The sequence below is a fragment of the Janthinobacterium sp. BJB426 genome, from assembly GCF_002735705.1.
Classification (GTDB): domain Bacteria; phylum Pseudomonadota; class Gammaproteobacteria; order Burkholderiales; family Burkholderiaceae_D; genus Janthinobacterium.
In genome coordinates this window covers 112,123-136,362 of sequence record NZ_PDZL01000009.1, presented here as the reverse complement: position 1 = coordinate 136,362, position 24,240 = coordinate 112,123, and the positions used below count along the sequence as shown (strand labels likewise).

General features: G+C 63.8%; 18 protein-coding genes. 3 read left to right on the top strand and 15 right to left on the bottom strand.

Annotated features, from left to right (window positions below; all coding sequences use genetic code 11):
* Nucleotides 1–5 precede the first annotated feature (5 nt).
* From CSQ93_RS16315 to CSQ93_RS16295, 5 genes are all read right to left on the bottom strand, one after another.
* Entirely contained in the window at nucleotides 6–4,235 is a 4,230-nt protein-coding gene (locus CSQ93_RS16315) for a hybrid sensor histidine kinase/response regulator (RefSeq protein ID WP_233516207.1), read from the bottom strand.
* Between the two features lie 54 nt (nucleotides 4,236–4,289).
* Nucleotides 4,290–5,459 carry a patatin-like phospholipase family protein gene (locus CSQ93_RS16310; RefSeq protein ID WP_034751717.1) on the bottom strand — a complete coding sequence of 390 codons (1,170 nt, stop codon included), beginning with the start codon at nucleotides 5,457–5,459 and terminating at the stop codon, nucleotides 4,290–4,292.
* A gap of 50 nt (nucleotides 5,460–5,509) precedes the next feature.
* A complete protein-coding gene (ggt, locus tag CSQ93_RS16305; RefSeq protein ID WP_099378941.1) occupies nucleotides 5,510–7,285 on the bottom strand; it encodes a gamma-glutamyltransferase in 1,776 nt (591 codons plus the stop codon).
* Nucleotides 7,286–7,369: 84 nt separating this feature from the next.
* A complete protein-coding gene (locus CSQ93_RS16300; protein ID WP_099378940.1) occupies nucleotides 7,370–8,128 on the bottom strand; it encodes a 3-hydroxyacyl-CoA dehydrogenase in 759 nt (252 codons plus the stop codon).
* Between the two features lie 149 nt (nucleotides 8,129–8,277).
* Nucleotides 8,278–8,700 (bottom strand): hypothetical protein, encoded by a 423-nt coding sequence (locus tag CSQ93_RS16295; protein WP_233516206.1) that lies wholly within the window; start codon nucleotides 8,698–8,700, stop codon nucleotides 8,278–8,280.
* A gap of 246 nt (nucleotides 8,701–8,946) precedes the next feature.
* Here CSQ93_RS16295 and CSQ93_RS16290 point away from each other — a divergent pair, with 246 nt between their 5' ends.
* A complete protein-coding gene (locus CSQ93_RS16290) occupies nucleotides 8,947–11,013 on the top strand; it encodes a TonB-dependent receptor domain-containing protein (protein WP_099378939.1) in 2,067 nt (688 codons plus the stop codon).
* Nucleotides 11,014–11,016: 3 nt separating this feature from the next.
* Here the strand turns inward: CSQ93_RS16290 and CSQ93_RS16285 are convergent, their stop codons facing one another.
* From CSQ93_RS16285 to CSQ93_RS16250, 8 genes are all read right to left on the bottom strand, one after another.
* Nucleotides 11,017–11,379 (bottom strand): hypothetical protein, encoded by a 363-nt coding sequence (locus CSQ93_RS16285; protein ID WP_099378938.1) that lies wholly within the window; start codon nucleotides 11,377–11,379, stop codon nucleotides 11,017–11,019.
* A gap of 188 nt (nucleotides 11,380–11,567) precedes the next feature.
* On the bottom strand, nucleotides 11,568–13,691 hold the full coding sequence (locus CSQ93_RS16280) for a sodium-translocating pyrophosphatase (protein WP_099378937.1): 2,124 nt from the start codon (nucleotides 13,689–13,691) through the stop codon (nucleotides 11,568–11,570).
* A gap of 178 nt (nucleotides 13,692–13,869) precedes the next feature.
* Nucleotides 13,870–14,526: an adenylate kinase gene (gene adk / locus CSQ93_RS16275; protein WP_099378936.1), complete on the bottom strand. Its 657-nt coding sequence runs from the start codon at nucleotides 14,524–14,526 to the stop codon at nucleotides 13,870–13,872.
* 244 nt (nucleotides 14,527–14,770) lie between these two features.
* Nucleotides 14,771–15,526 (bottom strand): 3-deoxy-manno-octulosonate cytidylyltransferase, encoded by a 756-nt coding sequence (gene kdsB, locus CSQ93_RS16270; protein ID WP_099378935.1) that lies wholly within the window; start codon nucleotides 15,524–15,526, stop codon nucleotides 14,771–14,773.
* Nucleotides 15,527–15,528: 2 nt separating this feature from the next.
* Nucleotides 15,529–15,705 carry a Trm112 family protein gene (locus CSQ93_RS16265; protein WP_010395789.1) on the bottom strand — a complete coding sequence of 59 codons (177 nt, stop codon included), beginning with the start codon at nucleotides 15,703–15,705 and terminating at the stop codon, nucleotides 15,529–15,531.
* Nucleotides 15,686–16,741, bottom strand: coding sequence for a tetraacyldisaccharide 4'-kinase (gene lpxK, locus CSQ93_RS16260; RefSeq protein WP_099378934.1), 1,056 nt, complete (start codon nucleotides 16,739–16,741; stop codon nucleotides 15,686–15,688). Before lpxK ends, CSQ93_RS16265 begins: the two co-directional genes overlap by 20 nt.
* Before the next feature lie 74 nt (nucleotides 16,742–16,815).
* Nucleotides 16,816–17,256 (bottom strand): ExbD/TolR family protein, encoded by a 441-nt coding sequence (locus CSQ93_RS16255; protein ID WP_035825768.1) that lies wholly within the window; start codon nucleotides 17,254–17,256, stop codon nucleotides 16,816–16,818.
* The gene (locus CSQ93_RS16250) at nucleotides 17,253–17,858 is read right to left on the bottom strand and encodes a MotA/TolQ/ExbB proton channel family protein (RefSeq protein WP_070224614.1); all 606 of its coding nucleotides are present in this window, start codon (nucleotides 17,856–17,858) and stop codon (nucleotides 17,253–17,255) included. The genes CSQ93_RS16255 and CSQ93_RS16250 overlap by 4 nt, the downstream gene beginning before the upstream one ends.
* A gap of 869 nt (nucleotides 17,859–18,727) precedes the next feature.
* Between CSQ93_RS16250 and CSQ93_RS29490 the strand changes: the two genes are divergently transcribed.
* Complete coding sequence (locus CSQ93_RS29490; RefSeq protein ID WP_233516205.1) at nucleotides 18,728–18,871, top strand: hypothetical protein; 144 nt, start codon at nucleotides 18,728–18,730, stop codon at nucleotides 18,869–18,871.
* Nucleotides 18,872–19,186: 315 nt separating this feature from the next.
* Entirely contained in the window at nucleotides 19,187–20,548 is a 1,362-nt protein-coding gene (xseA, locus tag CSQ93_RS16240) for an exodeoxyribonuclease VII large subunit (protein ID WP_099378932.1), read from the top strand.
* An 81-nt stretch (nucleotides 20,549–20,629) separates the two neighbouring features.
* Here xseA and CSQ93_RS16235 read toward each other — a convergent pair whose 3' ends face one another.
* Together CSQ93_RS16235 and CSQ93_RS16230 are read right to left on the bottom strand one after the other, a co-directional pair.
* Complete coding sequence (locus tag CSQ93_RS16235) at nucleotides 20,630–23,092, bottom strand: TonB-dependent receptor (RefSeq protein ID WP_099378931.1); 2,463 nt, start codon at nucleotides 23,090–23,092, stop codon at nucleotides 20,630–20,632.
* Nucleotides 23,093–23,199: 107 nt separating this feature from the next.
* Complete coding sequence (locus tag CSQ93_RS16230; protein ID WP_099378930.1) at nucleotides 23,200–24,240, bottom strand: ABC transporter ATP-binding protein; 1,041 nt, start codon at nucleotides 24,238–24,240, stop codon at nucleotides 23,200–23,202.

The window sequence follows — 24,240 nt, the reverse complement described above, 5'->3', positions numbered from 1 at the left end:
CTATTTTACATTTCCTTGCCCGAAACGGCTATTTGCGTCAACAGTGCGCGCAATTGCGGCAAATGCAAGGCCACCTGCGTCCAGCGCCCGCCGTCCGCCGCTTCTTCCATTTCCGTGCACAGCATGTGCAGCTGCGTTTCATCGAGATAGGCGGCGCTGCCCTTCAAGCCATGCAGCAGGCGCCCGGCGTTGTCCTTGTCCTGCGCCGCCAGGGCGGCGTCGAGCTCACGCAAACGTCCCTCCAGATCGGCGACGAAGGCGACGCGGATGCGCCGTTGCAGTTCGCCGCTGCGAATGGACTGGGCAGGCGCCGGCACGGGAATCGCCGGCGCGATGCCGAACAGGGCGTCGAGCTCCGCCTGCCCCCGTGACGCGCCGCGCGGCGCGTTCGACGGCATGCGCGGCAACAGGAAACCGCGCTGCAGCTGGCGCTCGATGGCGCGCGCCAGCAAGCCATGCAGCACCGCCTCATCGACGGGTTTGCTGAGGAAATCATCCATGCCGACGCCAAGATAGCGGCTGCGGTCTTCTTCGCTGGCATTCGCTGTCAAGGCCACGATCATCAATTCCTGATCGCGCACGGGCTGGTCCGGCCAGCCACCCACGCGTATCAAACGCGTCGCCGTGGCGCCGTCCATCTCCGGCATGCGCCCGTCCATCAGGATCAGGTCATAGCGCGTATGCACGCAGGCCGCCACCGCCAGCACGCCGTTGGCGACCACGTCGACCCGGTGCCCCAGTTCTTCGAGCATGACGCGGATGATGATCTGGTTGGTGGGGAAGTCTTCCGCGCACAGCACGCGCAACTGGTGACTGTGCGGCGCCAGCGCCACCTGCGGCACCAGCGGCGGCGCCACGCCATCGGCCAGCGGCAAGGTGAAGGCAAACGTGCTGCCCTGCCCCGGCGTGCTGGCCACCTCGATCTGGCCATCCATCAGTTCGACCAGCTGGCGGCAGATCGCCAGGCCCAGTCCCGTGCCGCCGTAGCGCCGCGTGGTGCTGGCGTCGGCCTGCTCGAATTTCTGGAACAGGCGCGCCATGGCCTCGGCATCGATGCCGATGCCGCTGTCGCTGACCGTAAAGCGGATCAGGTTGACCTTGCGTCCGCCGCTGCCGCTGGCCACGCCGGTCCGCTCGACGGATACACTGACGCCGCCGCGCTGGGTGAACTTGAAGGCATTGCCGACCAGGTTGACCAGCACCTGGCGCAAGCGGGTCGGGTCGCCCACCACGAAGGGCGGCAGGTCGGGCGCGAAATCGATGGCGAAACCGATGCTGCGCGCGGCCGCCTGCTCCTCGAACAGGGTGACGACCGTCTCGATCGCCGCGCCGAGCGCGAAATCGATGTTTTCGATACTCAGCTTGCCCGCCTCGATCTTGGAAAAATCGAGCAAATCATTGATGATCACGAGCAGCGACTGGGCATTGGCCTGGCCACGCAAAATCTGCTCGCGCGTGGCATCGTGCAGCTGCTCGTCGCGCAAGGCAAAGCCCAGCATGCCGATCACGCCGGCCAGCGGCGTGCGCATCTCGTGGCTCATGTTGGCCAAAAATTCCGACTTCTGGCGCGTCGCATCCTCGGCCTTGCGCTTGGCCTGGCGCAAGCTTTCCTCGTTTTTCGTCAGGCTGCTGTTCACTTGCGCCAGCTTTTCCGACTGGGCCAGCACTTCGATTTCCTTGCTCTGCAACTCCGCCGTGCGTTCGCTGACCTGCTTTTCCAGTTCATTCTGTTGATGCCGCAGCGCGCGCACGCGCTGGCGGTACGCGCCATAGATGGCGCCCAGCAGCAGCGCCGCCATCAGCGTGCGGAACCACCAGGTTTTCCAGAACGGCGGCAGGATCGTGATGGCCAGGGTGGCGCCGCTCTCGTTCCACACGCCGTCCTTGTTGGCCGCCTTGACGCGAAACACATAATTCCCGGCATCGAGGTTGGTGTACGTGGCAAAGCGCCGCCGCGCATCCGTCATGACCCAGTCCTGGTCGAAGCCTTCGAGCCGGTAGGCGAACATGTTGCGCTGGGGCGCGGCGAAATGCAGGGCCGCGAATTCCAGCGAAAAGACGCTTTCGCGGCTGGTCAGCACCAGCTGGCGCGTATGATCGATGGCCGTCCTGAGCACGTGCGCGAACTCGCCGCGGCCGATGGCCACCGGCTTGTTGAAGATCTGCAGCTCCGTGATGGCCACCAGCGGCGGCACGCGGTTGTCGTGGATATCCTGCGGCACGAACGCCGTCATGCCGTTAAAACCGCCAAAATACATGGTGCCGTCGGACGCGCGCAGGGCCGCGCCATCGAAGTACGAGCCTTCCACCGTGCCGTCGGCACTGTCGTAGTTGCGAAACAGGCCGCTGCGCATGTCGAGCCGCGTGATGCCGCTGTTCGTACTTAGCCACAGCTGCTCGTTGTCGTCGCCGAGGATGCTGGCGACGGCGTCGTCGGCCATGCCATCCTTGCGCACGAAGCGCCGGAAGCGGATCTCCCCCTTCGCGTCGACGTCCATGCGGTTCAAGCCATTGGCCGTGCCCACCCACAGCACGCCGCGCTTGTCTTCGTGCAGGAAATGCACTTCGTCGTGGCTCAGACTCTGCGGGTTTTGCGGATCGTGGCGAAAATGGCGGAAGTGGCCGCTGGCGCGGTCCAGCAAGTCCAGACCGTGGAAGGAACCTATCCACAAGCGCCCCTTGCCGTCTTCCAGCACGGGCCGCACCATGTTGTCGGACAGGCTGTTCGGGTTGGCCGGGTCGTGGCGGTAGGTGGTAAAGCGTTTGGTAACAGGGTCGAAGCGGTGCACGCCGCCCCGCGTCGAGACCCACAGCATGCCGCTGCGGTCGCTCACGATATTGCGGATCGTGTCGCTGTTCGGGTCTCCGGCGGCAAAGCGCATGGTAAAAAACCGCCCGAGGGCCGGATCGAAGCGGTGCAAGCCCGTCGAGCCGCCCACCCACAGCACGCCGTCCGGCGCCTTGTACAGGGTGGTGACCTGCTCGTCGCGCGACATGCCGGGCGAGCTGCGCAGGTCGAACAGCCGCGAGCTGCCATCGCGCGTGTCGTACAGTTTCAGGCCGCCCTTGGTGGCCAGCCACAGCTTGCCATCGCCCGCGTCAGCCACGGCGCGCACTTTCTTGTCCGCCAGCGCACCCACGTCGCCGGGTGCGCGTGCCATGCGCGAAAAGCCGCCACTGCCCAGGTCGACCCGGCTCACGCCGCTGTACCAGGAACCGACCCAGAAGGTGCCGGCGCGGTCGCGGTACAGCGACGACAGCTGGTTGTCGGCGACGCTGAATTTGTCGCCCGTCTGGTGCCGGTATTGCAGGAAGGTGTCGCTCCCTGGCAGCCAGCGGAACAGGCCGTCGGCATTGCTGCCCAGCCAGACGGTGGCGTCGACATCCTGGTACAGGCTGGCCACGCGGATGGCGGAAAAGCCATGTTTCTCGCCGAAGCGCACGCGCGACTGCGGCGCCTCGCCAGCACCGCCCAGGCGCCAGCGCTCTGCACCCGCCATGGTGCCGATCCACAGGTTCTGCTGGCGGTCGATCAGCAGCGACTGGATCACGTTGTACTTCGAGCCGGGCTCCGCGTCGACGGCGAAATGCTCGAAGCGCTCGCTGCCCGGCGCCAGCATGTCCAGGCCCGTTACCGTGCCGATCCACAGGCGCTGCTGCGCGTCCAGCGCCAGCGCCTTGATTTCATTGTCGCCCAGGCTGTGCGGGTTGCCTTCTTCATGGTGCCAGGTGCGGAAGGCGCCCGTGGCGGGGTCGAAATGCTGCAAGCCGTCCGAAGTGGCGATCCAGAAGCCGCGCACGCCATCGTCGAGGATGGCGTGGATATGCCGGTTACCGTTGCCGCGCTTGCTCTTTTCGGCCGGGACGTAATGGATGAAGGTCTGACTGGCGGCGTCGAAGCGGTCCAGGCCATTGTCGGTACCGACCCACAACTGGCCCTGGCTATCGACGTGCAGCTCGCCCACCCAGTTGTCGGCCAGGCTGGTCTTGTCACCCTCGATATTCTTGTAGACGACCATGCGGTAGCCATCGTAGCGGCTCAGGCCAGACTGGCTGCCGAACCACATATAGCCCTGCCGGTCCTGGGCGATGGCCAGCACCGATTCCTGCGCCAGGCCCTGGTCGACGCCGAGCTGGTCGAAACGCAGGGTGGGCGCAGGCGCCGCCGCGGCCGGGACGCCCAGCAGCAGAATTAACAGTAAGGCAACATCGAAAACACGTCGAAATACCAGCACAATCGTCCTGTCAAAAAAAACGCGAAAAACCCGCACGCCGCTCCAAGGGCCGTCTCAGGAACCAAAGAACGCCAGGACATCATCCTTGCGGGCTTGCGTATCGCGCTGTCCAAGACGGATCAACTCGTTAGTATACGTCGATTCGAACAATAAATACGATGCCAGCGCCGCGCCGCGCGCTTCGGCCGCGCCGATGCCCGACAACATGGTGCGGATGGGACGCGGCAAACTGCCGATATGCCGGCTGGCGATGGCGTCGAGCCGCTCCGACGGCGCGATGACCAGCAACTCCACCGGCCGCAAGGCCGTCTTGCCCAGCAATTCGGGCGGCAGCATCGACAGGGTCAGGTTGATGCGGTTCAGGCGTTCGATGTCGACGGCCAGGCCATCGAGGAAAATCGACGACAGCGCGTGGCCGGCGATCTGCGCCAGACTCGGGTAGCGCGCCGCTTCGGACGCGGCGGGCGCCGGTTCCGTCATGCGCCCCGCGCCCACCACCAGCACCTTGTTCGCGCCCAGGTGGATGGCCGGCGAGATCGGCGCCAGCTGGCGCATGGAACCGTCGCCGCAGTATTCACGCTGGCCGCCCACGTACAGGGGCACGGCAGGGAAGATGAAAGGGATGGCGGCCGAGGCGAGCAAGTGCTCCACGCCGATCTGGTCCGGCAGGGCCAGGCGCTGCGTGCGCACCCACGGCGCGATATCCTCGGCCGTCTGGTAAAACGTCATGTGGCGGCTGCCCGAGTACGACGACGCCGTCACGGCCAGCGCATGCAGCAAGCCATCGGCCAGGGCCGCGTCCAGGCGCGGCAGGTCGAGCATGCGGTGCAGCAGGCTGACCAACGGGGTATTGTCGAGCAGGGAACTGGGCGGCGACGCATGCCACTGGCGCAGCAGCCAGCCGAACGACAGCAACGACAGCCAGCGCGCGCCCGAGCGGATCACGCCCAGCGAATCGGCGCGGTAGACTTGCTCGACCTCGATGTGCTGCCACACGTCGAGCAGCTTTTGCACGCCTTCGCCGAAATTATCGGCACGGCAGGCCAGCGCCGTGGCGTTGATGGCGCCGGCCGAAGTGCCGCAGATGATGTCGAACGGGTTGCGCGCCGGCGCCCAGCCCGCCTCCCACAGAATCGCTGAAATCGCCTGCAGCACGCCCACCTGATAGGCGGCACGGGCACCTCCTCCCGTGAGTATCAAGCCTGTTTTATTTTGCATTCCCATGCCGGCAGATTAGCAGGGTCTGGATGCTTTGTGGAAAAGTTTAGGGCTAATTAATCGCCCCGAACCATTCCCTCTCTTCTCGGATCCGCCCCGCCAAACCAGAAATCCTTGCCGTGCGCGTTCAGACGCATGATGCCCTGCAGGCCGGAATTCTGTTCGATCACGCGCACCTCATGGCCCATCGCCTGCAGCGCCTCGACTTGCGCGGCCGGCGCACGGCCCTTTTCCAGTTCCGTCGGACCATTGCGGCTGCCGAAGTTCGGCAGGCTGATCGCCTGTTGCACATTCAGACCCCAGTCCATGGTGCCGACCAGGACCTTGGCGACATAGTTGATGATGGACGAACCGCCGGGCGAACCCGTCGCCAGCACCAGCTTGTGCGTGCCCTTCTCGAATACGAGGGTGGGCGACATGGCGCTGCGCGGACGCTTGCCCGCTTCGACCCGGTTGGCGATGGGGCCGTCGGCATCGCGCGAATCGAACGAGAAATCCGTCAGCTGGTTATTCAGCAAAAAGCCGTCGACCATCTGGCGCGAGCCGAACGCGTCTTCCACGCTGGTGGTCATCGACAGGCCGCCCCCAAAAGCATCGACGGCCACCAGGTGCGAGGTCGACGGGCGCTGCAAGGCGTTGTCCATGCCCCACGCCACCTGCATGCCGGGCGGCGTGCCGGGCAAGGCGCGGCCCATGGATTTGTCACCGATCAGCGAGGCGCGCTGCGCCAGATAGGTTTTATCGAGCATCGAGGCGATACCGTTGCCGGGCAGCGGCACGAAGTCCGTGTCGGCCACGTAGCGGTTGCGGTCCGCGTAGGCCAGGCGCCCCGCTTCCGAGAACAAATGGATCGCCTGCGCATCGAGCACGCCGTCGACGGGCGCATACGGGCGGATATCCTTCACTTCCAGCATGCCCAGCATCTGCGCGATGGCGATGCCGCCCGACGATGGCGGCGGCATGCCGCACACGGTCCATGCCTTGTAATCGCTGCAGACGGGTTCGCGTACCTTGGCCCGGTAGCCGGCGATGTCCTGCGCCGTCAGCTTGCCAGGATTGGTCGGGTGCGACGCCACCTTGGCGGCGATGTCGCGCGCGATGCGGCCGCTGTAAAACGCGTCGGCGCCGCCACGCGCGATCTCGCGCAGGGTGCGCGCCAGCTGCGGGTTTTTCAGCACGTGGCCGACGGGCCAGGCCTTGCCGTCCTGGTCATAGAAATAGGCGGCGGCGACAGGGTCGCGCTTCAATGCCTGGTCCCAGTTCAGCAAGCCGTTGAGGCGCTGGCTGACGGGAAAGCCGCCGTGCGCCAGCTTGATGGCGGGACCGAACAGGGTCGCCCACGGCAGCTTGCCATGCTCCTTGTGCGCCAGTTCCAGCATGCGCAGCACGCCCGGCGCACCCACGGAACGCCCGCCCACCACGCCCGTGGCGCGCGAGACGGGACTGCCGTCCGCATTCTGGAACAGGTGTTCATCGGCGGCGGCAGGCGCCGTTTCGCGTCCGTCAAACGCCTGCACGCCCTTGGTCGTGGAATACAGAAGGAAAGCGCCGCCGCCGATGCCCGACGATTGCGGTTCGACCAGGGTCAGCACCAGTTGCGTGGCGATGGCCGCATCGATGGCGCTGCCGCCCTTTTTCAGCATCTGATAGCCGGCATCGGCGGCCAGCGGATTGGCGGCGGCGACCATGAATTTCTGTGCCGCCCAGCCCGATTTTTCCGCATACGCGGTAGCGATTTCCGGCGCCTTTTGCGGCACCTCGGCAAATACGGGACTGGCAGCGAGGGCTCCCAGCAAGGTCAGGCTCAGCGCCAGCGGCTTCAATGTGATCATGGATTCTCCGATAAAAAAAGGGCGCACAGCCAGGCAAGGCTGTACGCCCCATACGGGGGTATCCTACATCAAATCGCGCCAGGCTTATTTGGGCTGCATGCGGATAGCGCCATCTAAACGTATTGTCTCGCCATTGAGCATGACGTTTTCCACGATGGCTTTCACCAGTTGCGCGTACTCTCCGGGCTTGCCCAGGCGCGAAGGGAACGGCACCATCTTGCCCAGCGCATCCTGCACTTCGGCCGGCATGCCCAGCAACATCGGCGTTTCGAAAATACCGGGCGCCACCGTCATCACGCGGATGCCGTTGCGCGACAGGTCGCGCGCCATCGGCAGAGTCAGGCCCACCACGGCCGCCTTCGACGAAGCGTAGGCCGCCTGGCCGATCTGGCCATCGTAGGCCGCCACGGACGCCGTGTTGATGATGATGCCGCGTTCACCTTCAACCGTGGCATCCTGCTTGGCCATGGCGTCGGCCGCCAGGCGGCACATATTGAAAGTGCCCACGAGGTTGATGTTGACGACCTTCTGGAACAGGGCCAGCGGATGCGGGCCATCCTTGCCCACGGTTTTCACGGCCGGCGCCACGCCGGCGCAGTTGACCAGGCCGCGCAAGGTGCCTAATTTGGTCGCTGCCGCCACCACGGCCAGGCCGTCTTCTTCCGACGTCACGTCGCATTGCACGAACACGCCGTTCAATTCCGCGGCCAGCGCCTGGCCCGCCTCCGTCTGCACGTCGGCCAGCACGACCTTGCCGCCGGCTGCCGTCAGCATGCGCGCCGTGGCCGCGCCCAGGCCCGATGCGCCGCCCGTGATGATGAATACATTGTCCTGAATCTGCATGAAATCTCCTGAGTGATGAGGGCCGTGTTCCCGGCGCCTGATAGTTACATGGTGCCATAGTTACGTTTACGTAAACGTAATGTCGGCGACAATTGTAGCCATTTTTGAGCGCACCGAGCGAAAACTTGCAGCGCTGGCGCATGGAAAGGTTAAAAACACTGGATGAAAGCACCGTTGCGGTGGCAGATGCGCCCGTTCGCATCGAGCGTGGCGTTGCCCGCGCCGTTGTAGCGCGCGCCTGCCGCATCGCGGCAACCGCCTGTATCGCAGGAACCGATGGGCTGCGGCGCGCGCGGCATCGGCACGGCCGGGCTGGGCGGCAGGGGCGCCATGGGCACGACCGGTGGCGCAGGCTGCGCCGGCATGCGGCCGATCACCTGCGCCACGGAACGGCGCGGCTGCACGGGCGGCGCCGGGCGGCATGGCTCCACGGCCAGCTTGCCGCTGTCGCGCGGGTCGAGCTGGCACACGGGCAGTTGATCGAGTGCCGCCGGCTCCTGCGCCCATGCATGGCCGCCAGCGAGCAGGATGGCGCAAGCCAGCGCCGGTATGGTTTTTATCATCGTCTTCATGCCACCTCCCCAAGCATCGATCTTACCGCTTTCATTATTGGCACACACGACGCCAGATACCATGCACATGCTGCAACGGTGTTTTATTTCCTTTCATCACTTTCTTTCTTGCCAGCATGGCATTACAATAAGAACGATTCTTATTCTCATTCGTAAAATGAGAGCGCAATTTGTTCTCTTTTCATTCATTCATACCCGAGCCACCCGGAAGGCAGCCAGGAAATAACAACATCCGGAAAGTTCACCATGACCAAGCGTAGTCCCGCCTTCGCAACCTTCGTAGCTCCTGTCGCCACTCCCGTCCGCGCCCATTCCGCCGCCCTGCTCCTGCCCTGCCTGCTGTCGCTGGCCGTCAGCAGCGCCTGGGCCGAAGGCAATGTGGCCGCCGATCCCACCATGAACACGGTGGTCGTCACCGCGTCCGGCACGGCCATCGATATCAAGGATGCGCCGGCCAGCATCAGCGTCATCACGCGCGAGGAAATCGAGCGCCAGCCCGTGTATGACCTCAGCACCTTGCTGCGCCGCATCCCCGGCGTGACGGGCGGCACCGGTCCCGAAGGCGAAGCGTCGAAGATCAAGCTGCGCGGCTTGCCCGACAAATACACCTTGATCCTGGTCGATGGCAAGCGCGTGGGCAGCTCGGCCGACACGGCTTACCGCCCGGACCTGGGCCGCCAGGACTTGAACTGGATTTCGCCCGACATGATCGAGCGTATCGAAGTGGTGCGCGGACCCATGTCCTCGCTGTACGGCTCGGACGCCATGGGCGGCGTGATCAATATCATCACGCGCAAGGTGCCGGGCAAGTGGAACGGCTCGGCCACGGCCAACTACACGCAGCCGCAGGACAGCGACCGCGGCACGGCGCACCAGCTGGGCGTAAACCTGGCCGGTCCCCTGTCGGACACGGTCGGCATGCGCCTGGGCGTGAGCCAGACGCGCCAGAATCCCGATGAAAAATTCTTCGACAAAGCGGGCAGCATGGGCGGCGAACGCAACCAGACTGTCTCGGGCCAGCTGACCTGGGCGCTGAGCAAAAAACAGAACCTGTCGCTGGACGCCAGCTATGGCAGGCAGGAAGCCAGCACTTCGAGTGCGCGTGATGCGAACGGCGAACCGCTGGTCGACAGCTGGGGCGCCAACAAGCTGATACGCAAGAGCGTCAGCCTCGGCTACGAAGGCCGCTGGGACTTCGGCAAGACGACGGTCAACCTGTATCACAACGACTTCGATAACCAGGACGTCGGCACGGTGGCGAAATCCAAGGACAGCACGCTCGATGCCAGCCTGGAAAAACGGCTCGGCTGGGGCGGCATCGAGCAGATGCTGGTGATGGGCGGCCAGTGGAAGCACCAGGAACTGACGAACACGAATACCATCGGCACCGTGCCCACCGATTACCTGGGCAACACCGTGAGTGGCGCGACCTTGTCCGGCACCACGTCGGCCCTGTTTGCGGAAGATCAGCTGTTCCTGCGCGACAACCTGACGGCCACGGCCGGTCTGCGCCTCGATCACCACAGCAAGTTCGGCAACCACTACAGCCCGCGCCTGTATCTGGTGTACCATCCTGCTCCCGCCTGGACCATCAAGGGCGGCGTCTCGCAAGGCTTCCGCGCCCCGAGCCTGAAGGAAAACTCGCCGGCGGCAGCGACCAACTCGGCCGGACGCGGTTGCGGCAGCCTCAAACCGCTGGGCTACATCACCGGTTCCTGCTACATGGCCGGCAATGCGGACTTGAAGCCGGAAACGAGCACGGCCGGCGAGATCGGCGTGGCGTGGGAACAGAATGGCTGGGACGTGGGCCTGACCTACTTCCACACGGATTTCAAGAACAAGATCGACTATGCGCCGCTGGGCTTTTACCAACAGCGCTGGTGGACCAAGATGACGAATATCCAGAAGGCGCGCACCAGCGGCCTGGAAGCGACGGCCACCATCCCGCTGACGAAAAACCTGAACTGGCGTAACAACGTCACCTACATGGCGGAAGCGAAAAACCTGACCACGGGCGCCAACCTGCTGTCGACGCCAAAACTGTCGTGGTACTCGGCGCTGGGCTGGCAAGTCAACGACCAGCTGTTCGGCGAAGTATCGGCCCAGTACACGGGCAAGGAACTCGATGCGGGCAAGCTGGCCGACAAGGCCTACACCATCGTCGACACCGTCGTGTCGTACAAGGTCACGCCGCAGTGGACCGTGCGTGGCGGCGTGCAAAACCTGTTCAAGAAGGGTCCGATGGCCGATGGACTGGTCGACTATTATGTGCCGGGACGGCGCATGTTTGTCGGCCTGACGTCGCGCTTCTGACGTTCAGGGCACGCTGGCCGGCACCACGGCGCGCCAGGGTGTCATGCAGCGCGCCACGTACGGGTAGTACCCGCGTGGCCGCGCGCAGTAATACCACACGTCCGGTTCCGGATACACGGGCGGCGGCACGATGACCGTGCCGCCGTAGTAGTCAACACGGGGATAGCCATGCCAGGGATTGCCATACCAGCGCGGTCCGTGGCCATGGTGCCATCCATGGCCGGCCCATGCGCCGCCATGCACGCGGCCGTGAAAATGACCGTGGCCGCCATGGCCACCGGGCGTGGCCCAGGCATCGCCTGCCAGCACCAGGCCCGCTACCAGCAGCGCCAGCCATAGGCCACGTCTTTTGTGCTTGCTGTCCATGACATCCTCCTGCCGTGCAAGACTTTCATCATCCTCTCTCCATTATTGGCAAACGGGCGACGCAAGCCAAGCTGCCGTAACAATTGCTCACCTTTTAGACGCCGGGAACAAGGGCAACCGGGAGCTGCGCCCCATACAAACGCAAACAGCCCCGCGGCGCGGGCCACGGGGCTGCAGGGAGTGACCAGTTATTGCGCCGGCAAGCTTTGCACGGGTGTCGCAGGTGCCAGGATGGGCGGCACGGGCGCGTGGATGGGCGCCGGTGCCTTGACCGCCAGCCAGCCCGTGGCTGGCAGCAGCGGCACCAGCAGCAGGGCCACGATATTGATGATCTTGATCAAGGGGTTCACTGCCGGGCCGGCCGTGTCCTTGTACGGGTCGCCCACGGTGTCGCCCGTGACGGCCGCCTTGTGCGCGTCCGAACCCTTGCCGCCGAAGTGGCCATCCTCGATGTATTTCTTCGCATTGTCCCAGGCGCCGCCGCCCGTGGTCATGGAAATGGCCACGAACAGGCCCGTGACGATGGTCCCCATCAAGAGGCCACCCAGCGCCGCAGGCCCCAGCAGCATGCCCACGACGATGGGCACCACCACGGGCAGCAGGGACGGCACGATCATTTCACGGATGGCCGACGCCGTCAGCATGTCGACGGCCTTGTCGTATTCGGGCCGTGCCGTGCCTTCCATGATGCCCTTGATGTCGCGGAACTGGCGCCGCACCTCGACCACCACGGCACCCGCCGCGCGGCCCACGGCTTCCATCGCCATGGCGCCGAACAGGTACGGTATCAGCCCGCCGATGAACAGGCCGACGATGACCATGGGGTTCGACAAATCGAAGGTGATGTGCTGACCCACGGATTCGAGCGCGTGCGTGTAGTCGGCAAACAGCACCAGCGCGGCCAGGCCCGCCGAGCCGATGGCATAGCCCTTGGTGACGGCCTTGGTGGTGTTGCCGACGGCGTCGAGCGGATCGGTGATGGCACGCACGGAGTCGGGCAGGCCCGACATTTCCGCGATACCGCCCGCGTTATCCGTGATGGGGCCATACGCGTCGAGCGCGACGATGATGCCCGCCATCGACAGCATCGAAGTGGCCGCGATGGCGATGCCGTACAGGCCCGCCAATTGATACGAGACGAGGATGGCGACGCAGACGGCCAGCACCGGATACGCGGTGGACTTCATCGACACGCCCAGGCCGGCGATGATGTTGGTGCCGTGGCCCGTCGTCGACGCTTCGGCGATGTGGCGCACGGGCTTGAAGTCCGTGCCCGTGTAGTACTCGGTGATATACACCATCAGCCCCGTGAGGACGATGCCGACGACGGTGGCGCCCAGCATCTTGTAGCGCATGGCGTCATCGGGCCACAGCAGCCACGTGACGACGGCAAAGCCGACCAGTGACAGGCCGGCGGCCCACCACAAGCCCGTGTACAGGGCCGACATGATCTTCTTCCCGGGTGCCGTTTTGACCATCGAGCAGCCGACGATGGACGCGAGGATGGAGACGGCGCCCAGCAGCAGCGGGTAGATGATGGCCGTGCCGCTGGCCTCGGCCATCAGCAAGGCCCCCAGCAGCATGGTGGCGATCAGGGTCACGACATAGGTTTCGAACAGGTCGGCCGCCATGCCGGCGCAGTCGCCCACGTTGTCGCCCACGTTGTCGGCGATGACGGCCGGGTTGCGCGGATCGTCCTCGGGAATGCCCGCCTCCACCTTGCCCACCAGGTCCGCGCCCACGTCGGCACCCTTGGTGAAGATGCCGCCGCCGAGCCGCGCGAAGATGGAAATGAGCGAGGCGCCGAAGGCCAGGCCGATCAAAGGCTTGATCAGGTCATGCTGCGTGAGGCCGGGCGCGCCCGTCGTCACCAGCAGCCAGTAGAACAGGGTCACGCCCAGCAGGCCCAGTCCGACGACCAGCATGCCCGTGATCGCCCCGCCCTTGAAAGCCACGTTCAGGGCCTGGTTGATACCCAGGGTGGCCGCCTGCGCCGTGCGCACATTGGCCCGCACCGAGACATTCATGCCGATGAAGCCGCAGGCGCCCGACAGCACGGCGCCGATCAAAAACCCCAGCGCCGTGTGCAGACCAAGCAGCGCATAGATGGCGATCAGGAGCACCACGCCGACGATGGCGATGGTGCGGTACTGGCGCGCCAGGTAGGCGGCCGCGCCCTGCTGGATGGCCAGCGCGATTTCCTGCATGCGCGCGTTGCCGGGATCCTGCCGCAGGATCCAGCTGCGCGACACCAAACCATAAATGACTGCGACCACGCCGCAGGCTACCGCAAACCACAAACTGGCTGCCATATCGTCCCCTTCTGTTTTTATCCGACGTCATTGCCAACAGCTGCAGACCGCACCGGGTAGGCACGCGCAGCCAGGAAAACACGACCTGCAAAAAACCTGAACCACGAAAACGATACGGCGCCCGCCTCAAGCGCGGGCACAAAAAAAGCGGACACTCAGGTCCGCTTTTCAATACTGCTTATTCCGCCAGGGCGGCAAATGCGCTGTCGCGGATTTGCTCGACCGGACCGACGCCGGCGATGCGGCGGTATTTCGGTGCGCCTGGCAGGCCGGACTTGGCCCAGTCATTGTAGTATCCCAACAAGACCTTGGTCTGGTTGTGATACACGTCCAGGCGTTTCTTGACCGTTTCCGCCTTGTCGTCGTCGCGCTGGATCAGCGGTTCGCCCGTGATGTCGTCAATGCCGTCGACCTTGGGCGGATTGAATTTGACGTGGTAGACGCGGCCCGAACCCGGGTGGCTGCGGCGGCCATCCATGCGCTCGATGATCGAAGCGTCAGGCACGTCGATTTCCAGCACGTAGTCGACATTGATGCCGGCATCTTTCATGGCGTCCGCTTGCGCGATCGTGCGCGGGAAGCCGTCGAACAGGTAGCCATTGGCGCAATCGGCATCCTGCAGGCGATTCTTGACCAGGCCGATCATGATGTCGTCCGACACGAGGCCGCCCGCATCCATGACTTTTTTCGCGGCCAGGCCCAGTTCCGTGCCTTCCTTGATCGCCGCGCGCAGCATGTCGCCCGTGGAGATTTGTGGAATGTTGTATTTTTCTTTGATGAAATTAGCTTGGGTGCCCTTGCCGGCACCGGGTGCTCCTAAAAGTATCAGACGCATTGAAAAGTTCCTAAAAAACAGATTTTGGATGGTGGTATGTGTAATTATTTTTAGATGGTGTTGCTAAGGCTATCTTTCCCTACGAAACTTACCACAAAAATTCCCCGGAACGCCAGTTTGCTATCGAATTGCTATGCCCTGATTGATCAAAGCCAGCAATTCGCGCGGCGCACGTTTCAAAATGTGGTTTTTACTGCAGGCGCACAAAATTATATTTGCACGCCTGCCGTTTTGCGGGTAGCGCTTACAGGGCGCCGTAGTGGGCTTGCACCCTGGCAAGATCTTCCGGCGTGTCGACACCGGCGGCCGGCGCCGAGTCCGTGACGTGCACGGCAATGGCAACACCGTGCCACAAGACGCGCAACTGCTCCAGCGCCTCGATGGCTTCCAGCGGCGACGCGGACAATTGCGGATATTCTTGCAAGAACGCATTGCTGTACGCATACAGGCCGATATGCCGCAGCGGCACGTAGCCTGCCGGCAAGCTGTCTTTTGCTTGCGCGAAGCCGTCGCGGTGCCAGGGAATCGTGGCGCGCGAGAAATACAAGGCGCGGCCGTTCTTGTCCAGCACGACCTTCACCACGTTCGGATTGAACGCGTCAACCACGTCGTGCAGCGGATGCGCGCACGTGGCCATGGGAACGGCGGCGCTGATCTGCGCCGCGCAGGCAGCCAGCAGGGACGGATCGATCAGCGGTTCGTCGCCCTGCAGGTTGACGACGACGGCGTCCGGCGGCAAGCCGAGCGTGCGCGCCACTTCGGCGATGCGGTCCGTGCCCGACGGATGGTCGCTGCGCGTCATGCACACTTCCACGCCATGCGCGGCGCAGGCTACGCGGATGCTGTCATGGTCGGTGGCGACGATGACGCGCGCGGCGCCCGACAGGGCTGCCTGCTCGGCCACGCGCACCACCATGGGTTTGCCGCCCAGGTCAGCCAGCGGCTTGCCCGGCAGCCGCGTCGAGGCCAGCCGGGCCGGGATGATGACGATGAACGCCATCGTTATTCCACTGCGTCTTGCAGGGTGCGCGCTTCGTCCGCCCACATGATGGGGATGCCATCGCGGATAGGATAGGCCAGGCGGTCGGCGCGGCAAATCAGTTCCTGCGCCTTCTTATCGTGTTCAAGCGGACCCTTGCAAACAGGGCAGACCAGGATATCAAGCAGTCGAGCGTCCACGACATTTCTCCACAATTTGTTGGGCCAGCGCGCTATCGATGCGCGCACTGACGGGGACGACCCACAGTCTCGGGTCATCTTTGAGATGTTCAATTTGCGCACATTTTACTGCATCCTTCTCGGTGATCAAGATCACATCCGTGTCGAGCGCCGCAAATGGCTGGTCGAGGAAGTCGTGATGGTCGGGCAAGGGCAGTTCCATGAAGTCCAGCCCGGCCCCGCGCAGCATGGCAAAGAAGCGCTGGGGATTGCCGATGCCGGCCGCCGCCACGATGCGCTGGCCGCTGGCCGCCAGGGTCGCCAAAGGCATGCGCTCGCTGCGGTCGAGCAGGCGCTCGGCCACGCCACCGGCCAGCAGCATCTGCACCACCAGCCCGCCCTGCGGCGCGACCCTGGCTACCAGTGCCGGCGCCAGCTCGGGCGCATTGATCACCGTCACGTCGCGCCGGCGCCGCGGCGATTCGCGCAAAGGTCCCGCCGGCAGCAGCCAGCCATTGCCCGCGCCGCGGCCGTCGAACAGCACGATTTCCACGTCGCGCTGCAAAGCGTAATGCTGCAAGCCATCGTCCGTCACCAGCACGTCGACCTCCGGGTGCTCGGCCAGCAGGGCCCGGCCCGCTTGCGCGCGGTCGCGCCCCACCATCACGGGGCAGCCGCCGCGCTGGAAGATCAGCAGCGGCTCGTCGCCCACCTGCTGCGGCGTGGAAGCGGTGCTGACGGCGCGCGGCGAACGGTCGGCGCTGCCATGGCCGCGCGAAATGACGCCCGGGCGCATGCCCGCGTCGCGCAAGGCTTGCACCAGCCAGATCGTCAGCGGCGTCTTGCCCGTGCCGCCGATAAAAATATTGCCGACGACGACGACGGGCACGGGCAGGCGCGCGGATTTCAGAATGTTTGCCTGATACAGGCCGCGCCGCACGGCGCTCAGGGCGCCAAACAGCAGCGACACGGGCCACAGCGCGCACGCCAGCGGGCCGCGCGTCAGCCAGGTGCGGGTCAATGTGGATTCAAGCTTGGCGGGAGAGGATGTGGGCATGCGGTGAGGGGTAAAGGGCTGGGGTCTGACCCGGCGGGCCAGACCCCAATTTTGTTGCCGGTAACGGTCGGAACTTACTTGCCACCCGCCTGCGCCGCAAACGTCAGCTTTTCATAGCCGGCCAGGCGCGCCGCTTCCATCACGTGGATGACCATCTGGTGCATGGCGAACTGGTCGGCGTTGACCACCACGACGGGCGTCTGCGCCGGCGCCTTGCCGCCGTTGGCCGCTTTCGCCGCGTCCTGCAGGGCGTCGGCCAGGCCGGCCACGTCGCGGAACGACACCGGTTCGCGGTTGACCGTGTAATTGCCCTTGGCATCGATGGTGACGTCGAGCTGCTGCGGCTTGTCCTTGGCTTGCTCGGCGTCGGCCGTCGGCAAGGTGATCTGCAGCTCCGTAAACTTGCTGTAGGTGGTGCTGACCATCAAAAAGATCAGGATCACCAGCAGCACGTCGATAAACGGGATCAGGTTGATTTCGGGGTCTTCACGCCCCTTGCCTTTGCGGAAGTTCATTTGCGGCCACTGTGGACGATATCGACGAATTTGACCGCTTGCTGCTCCATGTCAATGACGAAGCTGTCGACGAGAGCGCGGAAGTGGCGGTAGAAGACGAGGGTCGGCATGGCGATGGCCAGGCCAAAGCCCGTGTTATACAAGGCCACCGAGATGCCGTGGGCCAATTGTGCGGGATTCGAGCCGCTGGCGTTTTGCGAACCGAAGATTTCGATCATGCCCACCACCGTGCCGAACAGGCCCATCAGCGGCGCCAGGGTGGCGATGGTGCCCAGGGTCGTCAGGAAACGTTCCAGTGTGTGGGCCACGCCGCTGCCCGCCTCTTCGATCGATTCCTTCATCACTTCGCGCGGCGCGTCGACATTGCGCAGGGCGGCGGCCAGCACCACGCCCAGCGGCGAATTGTCTTCCAGCTTGGCCACCGTGTCCGGCGTGATCTTGCCGCTGCGATACACCTGCACCACTTCATCAAACAGCTTGCGGGGCAGGATCTTGGCGCGTCGCAAATACAGCAGGCGCTCGATAATCAAGGCCAGGGCGACGATGGAAGCGATCAACAACAGCCAGATGGGCCAGCCAGCGGCTTGAAATATAGCGAGCAAAAGGAACTCCTGGTAAAGGGAAGGCGGTGAATCACCCGAACAGCCTGTATTGTACCGAGCGCCGAAGACCGATTCGACGTCCGCGCGGGAATGGCGCAATGTAGCGCGTTGCCGCGCCGGCGGCAAGTGGCGCCCGCATGGCACTTGTCCACACGGCGCGTCGGGCGCACGCTGCCGCCGCACAGTTTTGCACACTTTGTGTGGATAAGATTGTGAGCAAGCATGAAGTCCAGCATGCAAGCCCTTGATTTACATGAGAATTACTGCACTGCGCAAAATACAGGCATAGCAGCTCATCGCCATTAGTCAATGTCACAAAATCAAGAATTCAAGAGTTCTGCACATTTACTGTGGACAAGATTGTGCGCAAAGCCGAGGAATTCAATCAAGTCATTGATTTTAAAGGAAATTAAATCGATGAGTAAAAAAGTGGCAGCCAGCACGAAATCGGTGGCAAACAGGCGGTCAAAGTTCTGCACACAATCTGTGGACAAGATTGTGTGCAAGCGCAAGGATACGCGCCAAGTACATTGATTTATATCGTTTTTATTGCCATGCATAAAAATGTAGCAAGGGCTGGAAAGCGGGCTTTTATCGCTCCGATTGCACTTCAACACGGCAGTTTTCCACCGCAACAGCAGTTCCGCACATAAAGTGTGGATAAGATTGTGAGCAAGCGGATTGACTCCATGCAAACACCTTGATTTTAAAGGAGTTTTTTTCAATGCTGAAAAATTAGGCAGCGCAACTCCCTGGCCGCGTGGTGGAAAACCAGGTCAACAGGCGAAACGGTTTATGCAGTTTTGCACACATTCTGTGGATAAGATTGTGAGCAAGGCGCACGGCATGGTGCTACACCATTGATTTATATGGCTATTTTTATGCTGCGCAAAATTCAGGCAAGCGATGCCGTGGCTCTTCCAGTGGATAAATCCGGCGCCGTGCCAGAGTTCTGCACATTTTTTGTGGATAAGATTGTGCGCAAGGCCATGCATGGCATACTAAGCATTTGATTCCTATAGACTTTATTTCCGTGCGCAAAAATGTAGCAAGGCACTTTTATCGGTCAATATTGGCTTGCCGGGCCATGTTTGTCCAAGGCAAAAAGTTCCGCACACTTTCTGTGGATAACTTTGTGCGTAAGTGGCAGGGGCTGTACTGATGTGCTTGATATTAAAGGTTTTTTTCCCTGTGCACGCAAATCAGGCATACGGGAATTCATCATGAAATCAAATACTTAGAAATAGAACTTGTTGTTTTGCACGATATATGACATAAGCATGACCTCGCCGATAATATGTGGACAGTTCCCTCCCCCATAGCACCAGATGATGACCGATACTCCAACTGACAGCGGCTTTGCCGCCCCGCCCGTGCTGACCGTCAGCGCCCTGAACCAGGCCGTTGCGCGTCTGCTCGAACGCTCATTTCCCCTGACCTGGATCGCCGGCGAGATTTCCAACTTCACGCGCGCCGCTTCCGGCCACTGGTATTTCACCTTGAAGGACGATGGCGCCCAGGTGCGCGCCGTGATGTTCCGCGGCCGCGCCCAGTTTGCCGGCTTCACGCCGCGCGAAGGCGACAAGGTGGAAGTGCGCGCCCTCGTCACCCTGTACGGCGCGCGCGGCGATTACCAGATCAACGTGGAAGCCATCCGCCGCGCCGGCGTGGGCGCCCTGTATGAAGCGTTCCAGCGGCTGAAGGAAAAGCTGGCCGCGCAGGGCTTGTTCGACCAGGAACGCAAGCGCGCCATCCCCATGTTCGCGCGCAGCATCGGCATCGTCACCAGCCCGCAGGCGGCAGCCCTGCGCGACGTGCTGATCGCGCTCAAGCGCCGCGCGCCGCACGTCAACATCATCCTGTATCCCACGCCCGTGCAGGGCCAGCAGGCGCCGGAAAAAATCGCGCACGCCATCCGCACTGCATCCACAAGGGCCGAGTGCGACGTGCTGCTGGTGTGCCGTGGCGGCGGCAGTATCGAAGATTTGTGGTCGTTCAACGATGAAGCCGTAGCCCATGCCATTGCCGATTGTTCCATGCCCGTGATCAGCGGCGTGGGACACGAGACGGATTTCACCATCGCCGACTTCGCGGCCGACCTGCGCGCAGCCACGCCGACGGCGGCGGCCGAACTAGCGGCCACGCCGCGCGCCGACTGGATGGCTTCCCTGCGCGCCGATGCGGCCGACCTGCGCCGCGCCATGCGCCGCAGCCTCGACGATGCGGCGCAGACCCTGGACCGCCACAGCCGCCGCCTGCTCAACCCGAAGGCGCAGCTGCAACAGCAGCGCTTGCAGCTGCTGGCCCTGTCGACGGCCATGACGCATGCGGCGCGCGCGCCCGTCAACCAATCGCAGTACGCGCTGGAACGCCTGCGCTCGCGCTGGGCCAACCTGCGGCCCGACGTCACGGCGCCGCGCACGCGCCTGGCGGACATGCTGCGGCGCAGCGGCGCGGCCATGGCGCAGCAGCTGGGCCAGCGGCGCTACCGCCTCGACGGCCTGGCAGCGCAGCTGGAGCTGCTCAATCCCCAGCGCACGCTGGAGCGCGGCTACGCGATCCTGCGCGATGAAAAGGGAAATATCGTGCGCTCGCCGGCGCAGCTGCAGGCGCGCCAGAATGTCAATGTGCGCCTGGCCGAAGGCAGCGCGCAGGTCGGCATCGCCAGCGTGCAGGCGACGTTAGAATAAAAAAGGCCGGGGAAGAACCCCGGCCCAACACCTTCCCTACTGAGTGGACTGCTACCGCAACTGCCCTTTCACACGGCCTGATTAAAACTTCATCGACACGCGCGCGCCAAAGGTGCGCGGCGCGTTGTAGAAGGCGCCGTAGATCTGCTGCGTCGGCTGGCATGGCATGCCGACGTCCGTGCAGATTTCATTGACGTCCAGCTTGACGGCCTTGTCGGTGGCGTTCTGCACGAACGCTTCGACCGTGTACGCCTTGTTCGCCGGCTGGAAGCGCAGGCTCAGGTCCAGGGTCGTGTAGGCTTCCTGGCGCTTGACGCCGGCATGGCCCGGCACGTCGCCGTTGAACGCGCCCGCGCCCACATACGACATGGTTTCATAGTGCACCGACGCGCGCGGCGTGAGCTGGCCGCCGGCGACACTGAAATCATGCTCGTACTGGACGGTCGTGGAAAACTTCGGTGCATGCTTCATGGTGCTGCCGCCCACGTTCACCAGTGGCGCCGTCGAACCGCAGGACTGGCCATTCGCACGCGCCGCATCGACGTCGCACGACATGAAGTCGTCATACACGGCTTTGAGCCAGGTGGCGTTGCCCGTCAGGCGGTCGACCTTCGTTGGCCGCCACACCCATTCCGCTTCCAGCCCCTTGACGGTGGCGCCGGCCGCGTTGAAGTTGGCCAGCACACTGTTGACCACCTGCGATTCGAGCTTGTCCTTGTACTTCATCAAAAACGCATCGAGGTTCAGGGTCAGTTCGCGGTTCAGCAGGTCGGACTTGAAGCCGATTTCATAGCTGGTCAGCTTTTCCGGCTTGGTGGTGGCGCCGCCGTCGCCGATGGCTGGCGAATGGAAGCCCGTCGTCACGGAGCCGAACAGCAGGATATCGGAGCGCAGCTTGTACTCGATGCGACCCAGCCAGGTGGCCTGGCCGTATTTCAGGTCGGCCGTGTTGTCGCCCGGCGTATTGCCGCAGGTGGCGGCCGTGATGGCGCCGCCAGGGCCGATATTGTGCGTGTTGGCCAGGCCCGTGCCGGGCGTGACCAGCTGGCGCAGCTGGTCGGCAGTGAGCACGGTGGTGCCCAACGGCGTATTCGCGGGCCAGTTCGGGCAGGCCCAATTCTGGCCGCCGATGTCGAATTTGTGGTCTTTCGTGTAGCGCGCGCCGGCCGTCAGCTTAAGTGTATCGGTCACTTGCTGGCTGACCTGGCCGAATACGGCCTTCGATTTGAGCTGGCGGTCGCCCTGGATGAAGGACATCGACGAGGCGTACTGGCCCACGGTCGGCTGCACGAAGATCACGGCGCCGTTTGCGATATCCTGCTGCACGGCGGCCTGCGAAATCTGGCTGCGGTCGATATCGAAGCGCACCTTGTTCTTTTCGTTGAACAGGAACAGGCCGGCCACCCACTGGAACGGCGCATCGTCGTCCGAGCGCGCCTGCAGCTCGTGCGAATAGCTGTCGAACTGCGCCCAGTCGGTGCGGTTTTCCGATTTGAAGCCGGAGAACAGGCCCGCATCGGAATCGTTGCTGTTCTGGCGCTTGTAGCGGCTCCAGCTGCCCAGGTACGTGAAGTCCAGCGCGTCCGTCGGCTTGTAATTGAGCTTGCCCTTGTAGGTCAGAATCGACTGGTCAAGGGTGCCCGGCGTGTCGATCAGGGCCGAACGCCGCTTCTCGCCCGGCTTCGGTTCTGCCGCCAGGTAGACGTTGCCGGCGCCCTGGTCGAGGAAATAGTCGGCGATGAAGGTGCCGCGCAGCTGCGGCGTGAACTTCCACAACAGGGAGGCGCGCACGCCCATCTGGTCGCCGGCGCCATACTTGGCCGTGCCCGGCATGACGTTCGAGCCGCGGCGGAAGTCCACCGTGCCGTCGTGGCTATCCTTGATGGCGGCGATGCGCAGCGCCACGTCGTCGGAAAACGGGATATTGATCATGCCCTGCGTCTGCAGATGGCGCTTGTCGCCCACGGTGATGCCGGCCGAGCCCATGAACTTCGCCGTGCTTGGCGCGGCCGAGACGAGGTTGACGGCGCCCGCCGTCGAATTGCGGCCATTTAAAGTGCCCTGCGGTCCGCGCGCTACCTCGACGTGGGACAGGTCATACATCAGCGCCGTGGCGCCCTGGGGACGCGGCGAATACACGCCGTCGACATAGAAGGCGACGGCCGGGTCGCCCAGCTCCGTGTGGTTGGCCGAACCGACGCCGCGCATGTAGACGTGCACGCCGCCCGAGTCGCCATGCTGCTCGACGACGAGGCTGGGCACCATGGTGGCCAGCGATGCCAGATCCTTGACCTGGTTGTTTTGCAGGGTGTCCTGGTTGAAGGCGGTGACGGCCAGCGGCGTCTCCTGCACGAAGGTATTGCGGCGCGTGGCCGTGACGACGATGCGGTCCATCTGTTCGGCGGCCGGTTTTGCCGCGTCCGTGACTGGCGTGGTGCTGGCCGAATCCTGGGCCATGGCGGCGCCGCTGCCCAGCAAGATGAACTGGGCGAAGGTCGCATGCGCCAGACTGAGGGCGATGGTGTTGCGTTTGAGCTGTTGCATTGTTGTTGTCTCCTGTACCGCTGGTTGATTGATGATCACATAGCTCTTTGGCTATTGCTGCACATTTTTTGGGTGTCAATCTGAAGTCATGTCGCCTCCGTGCGGGGTCAATGGGTAGCCACGGCGCGCCCGGCCGTGTCAAATAGAAAGGCATGGCCCTCTTCCGGCGCGAAGCCGATGGCGCTGCCCTGCGCCAGCGCGTGGCGCGCCTCGCCGTGCAGCTTGATGGCCACCGCATGCGGACTGTTATCGAGGGTCGCGTGGATGATCTGCGCATCGCCCAGCTGCTCGATCAGGGTGACCGTGGCGCCGTAGCCTTCATTGCGCGGCACCAGGCGCAGGTGTTCGGGACGTATGCCGACCAGCATGCCCGCCTCGCCGCCAAGCTGGCTGGCCAGCGCGGGGACGGCGGCGCACGGCAAGAAGTTCATGCGCAGAGCGCCGATGAAACCTGCCACGAACTGGCTGGCCGGATGGCGGTACAGGTCCAGGGGCGCGCCTACCTGCTCCAGGTGGCCGCCATGGAAGACGGCGACCCTGTCGCCGAGCGTCATGGCCTCGACCTGGTCGTGCGTCACGTAGATCATCGTTGTGCCCAGTTCCTGGTGCAGCTTGGCCAGCTCGATGCGCGTCTGCACCCGCAAGGAGGCGTCGAGGTTGGACAAGGGCTCGTCAAACAGGAACACCTTGGGCTGGCGCACGATGGAGCGGCCGATGGCCACACGCTGGCGCTCGCCGCCCGACAAGGCCTTGGGTTTGCGGTCGAGCAGGTGCGTGATCTGCAAAATCTCGGCCACCTTGCCAACGGCGGCGCGCACTTCCGCTTCCGGCTTGCCCGCCAGTTTCAAGGCAAAGCCCATGTTGTCGCGCGCCGTCATGTGCGGATACAGGGCATAGCTCTGGAAGACCATGGCGATGCCCCGCTCGGCCGGCGCCACATCGTTGGCCAGCAAGTCGCCGATGCGCAGCTGGCCCGCGCTGATGTCTTCCAGCCCGGCGATCATGCGCAGCAGGGTCGACTTGCCGCAGCCGGATGGTCCGACGAAGACCATGAACTCGCCGTCGTGGATATCGAGGTCCAGGCCCTTGACGATTTCCGGGCCATCGCCATAGGTCTTGCGGATGCCGCGCAGGGAAATGGCGGCCAT

What these genes read in the sequence shown, in the direction of transcription:
- xseA (WP_099378932.1), top strand. Translation starts at nt 19,187, where the DNA reads ATGATGACCGATACTCCAACTGACAGCGGCTTTGCCGCCCCGCCCGTG.
- CSQ93_RS16290 (WP_099378939.1), top strand. Translation starts at nt 8,947, where the DNA reads ATGACCAAGCGTAGTCCCGCCTTCGCAACCTTCGTAGCTCCTGTCGCC.
- CSQ93_RS16310 (WP_034751717.1), bottom strand. Translation starts at nt 5,459, where the DNA reads ATGGGAATGCAAAATAAAACAGGCTTGATACTCACGGGAGGAGGTGCC.
- CSQ93_RS16235 (WP_099378931.1), bottom strand. Translation starts at nt 23,092, where the DNA reads ATGCAACAGCTCAAACGCAACACCATCGCCCTCAGTCTGGCGCATGCG.
- adk (WP_099378936.1), bottom strand. Translation starts at nt 14,526, where the DNA reads ATGCGTCTGATACTTTTAGGAGCACCCGGTGCCGGCAAGGGCACCCAA.
- CSQ93_RS16230 (WP_099378930.1), bottom strand. Translation starts at nt 24,240, where the DNA reads ATGGCCGCCATTTCCCTGCGCGGCATCCGCAAGACCTATGGCGATGGC.
- CSQ93_RS29490 (WP_233516205.1), top strand. Translation starts at nt 18,728, where the DNA reads ATGGCTATTTTTATGCTGCGCAAAATTCAGGCAAGCGATGCCGTGGCT.
- ggt (WP_099378941.1), bottom strand. Translation starts at nt 7,285, where the DNA reads ATGATCACATTGAAGCCGCTGGCGCTGAGCCTGACCTTGCTGGGAGCC.
- CSQ93_RS16255 (WP_035825768.1), bottom strand. Translation starts at nt 17,256, where the DNA reads ATGAACTTCCGCAAAGGCAAGGGGCGTGAAGACCCCGAAATCAACCTG.
- lpxK (WP_099378934.1), bottom strand. Translation starts at nt 16,741, where the DNA reads ATGCCCACATCCTCTCCCGCCAAGCTTGAATCCACATTGACCCGCACC.
- kdsB (WP_099378935.1), bottom strand. Translation starts at nt 15,526, where the DNA reads ATGGCGTTCATCGTCATCATCCCGGCCCGGCTGGCCTCGACGCGGCTG.
- CSQ93_RS16300 (WP_099378940.1), bottom strand. Translation starts at nt 8,128, where the DNA reads ATGCAGATTCAGGACAATGTATTCATCATCACGGGCGGCGCATCGGGC.
- CSQ93_RS16295 (WP_233516206.1), bottom strand. Translation starts at nt 8,700, where the DNA reads ATGAAGACGATGATAAAAACCATACCGGCGCTGGCTTGCGCCATCCTG.
- CSQ93_RS16285 (WP_099378938.1), bottom strand. Translation starts at nt 11,379, where the DNA reads ATGGACAGCAAGCACAAAAGACGTGGCCTATGGCTGGCGCTGCTGGTA.
- CSQ93_RS16280 (WP_099378937.1), bottom strand. Translation starts at nt 13,691, where the DNA reads ATGGCAGCCAGTTTGTGGTTTGCGGTAGCCTGCGGCGTGGTCGCAGTC.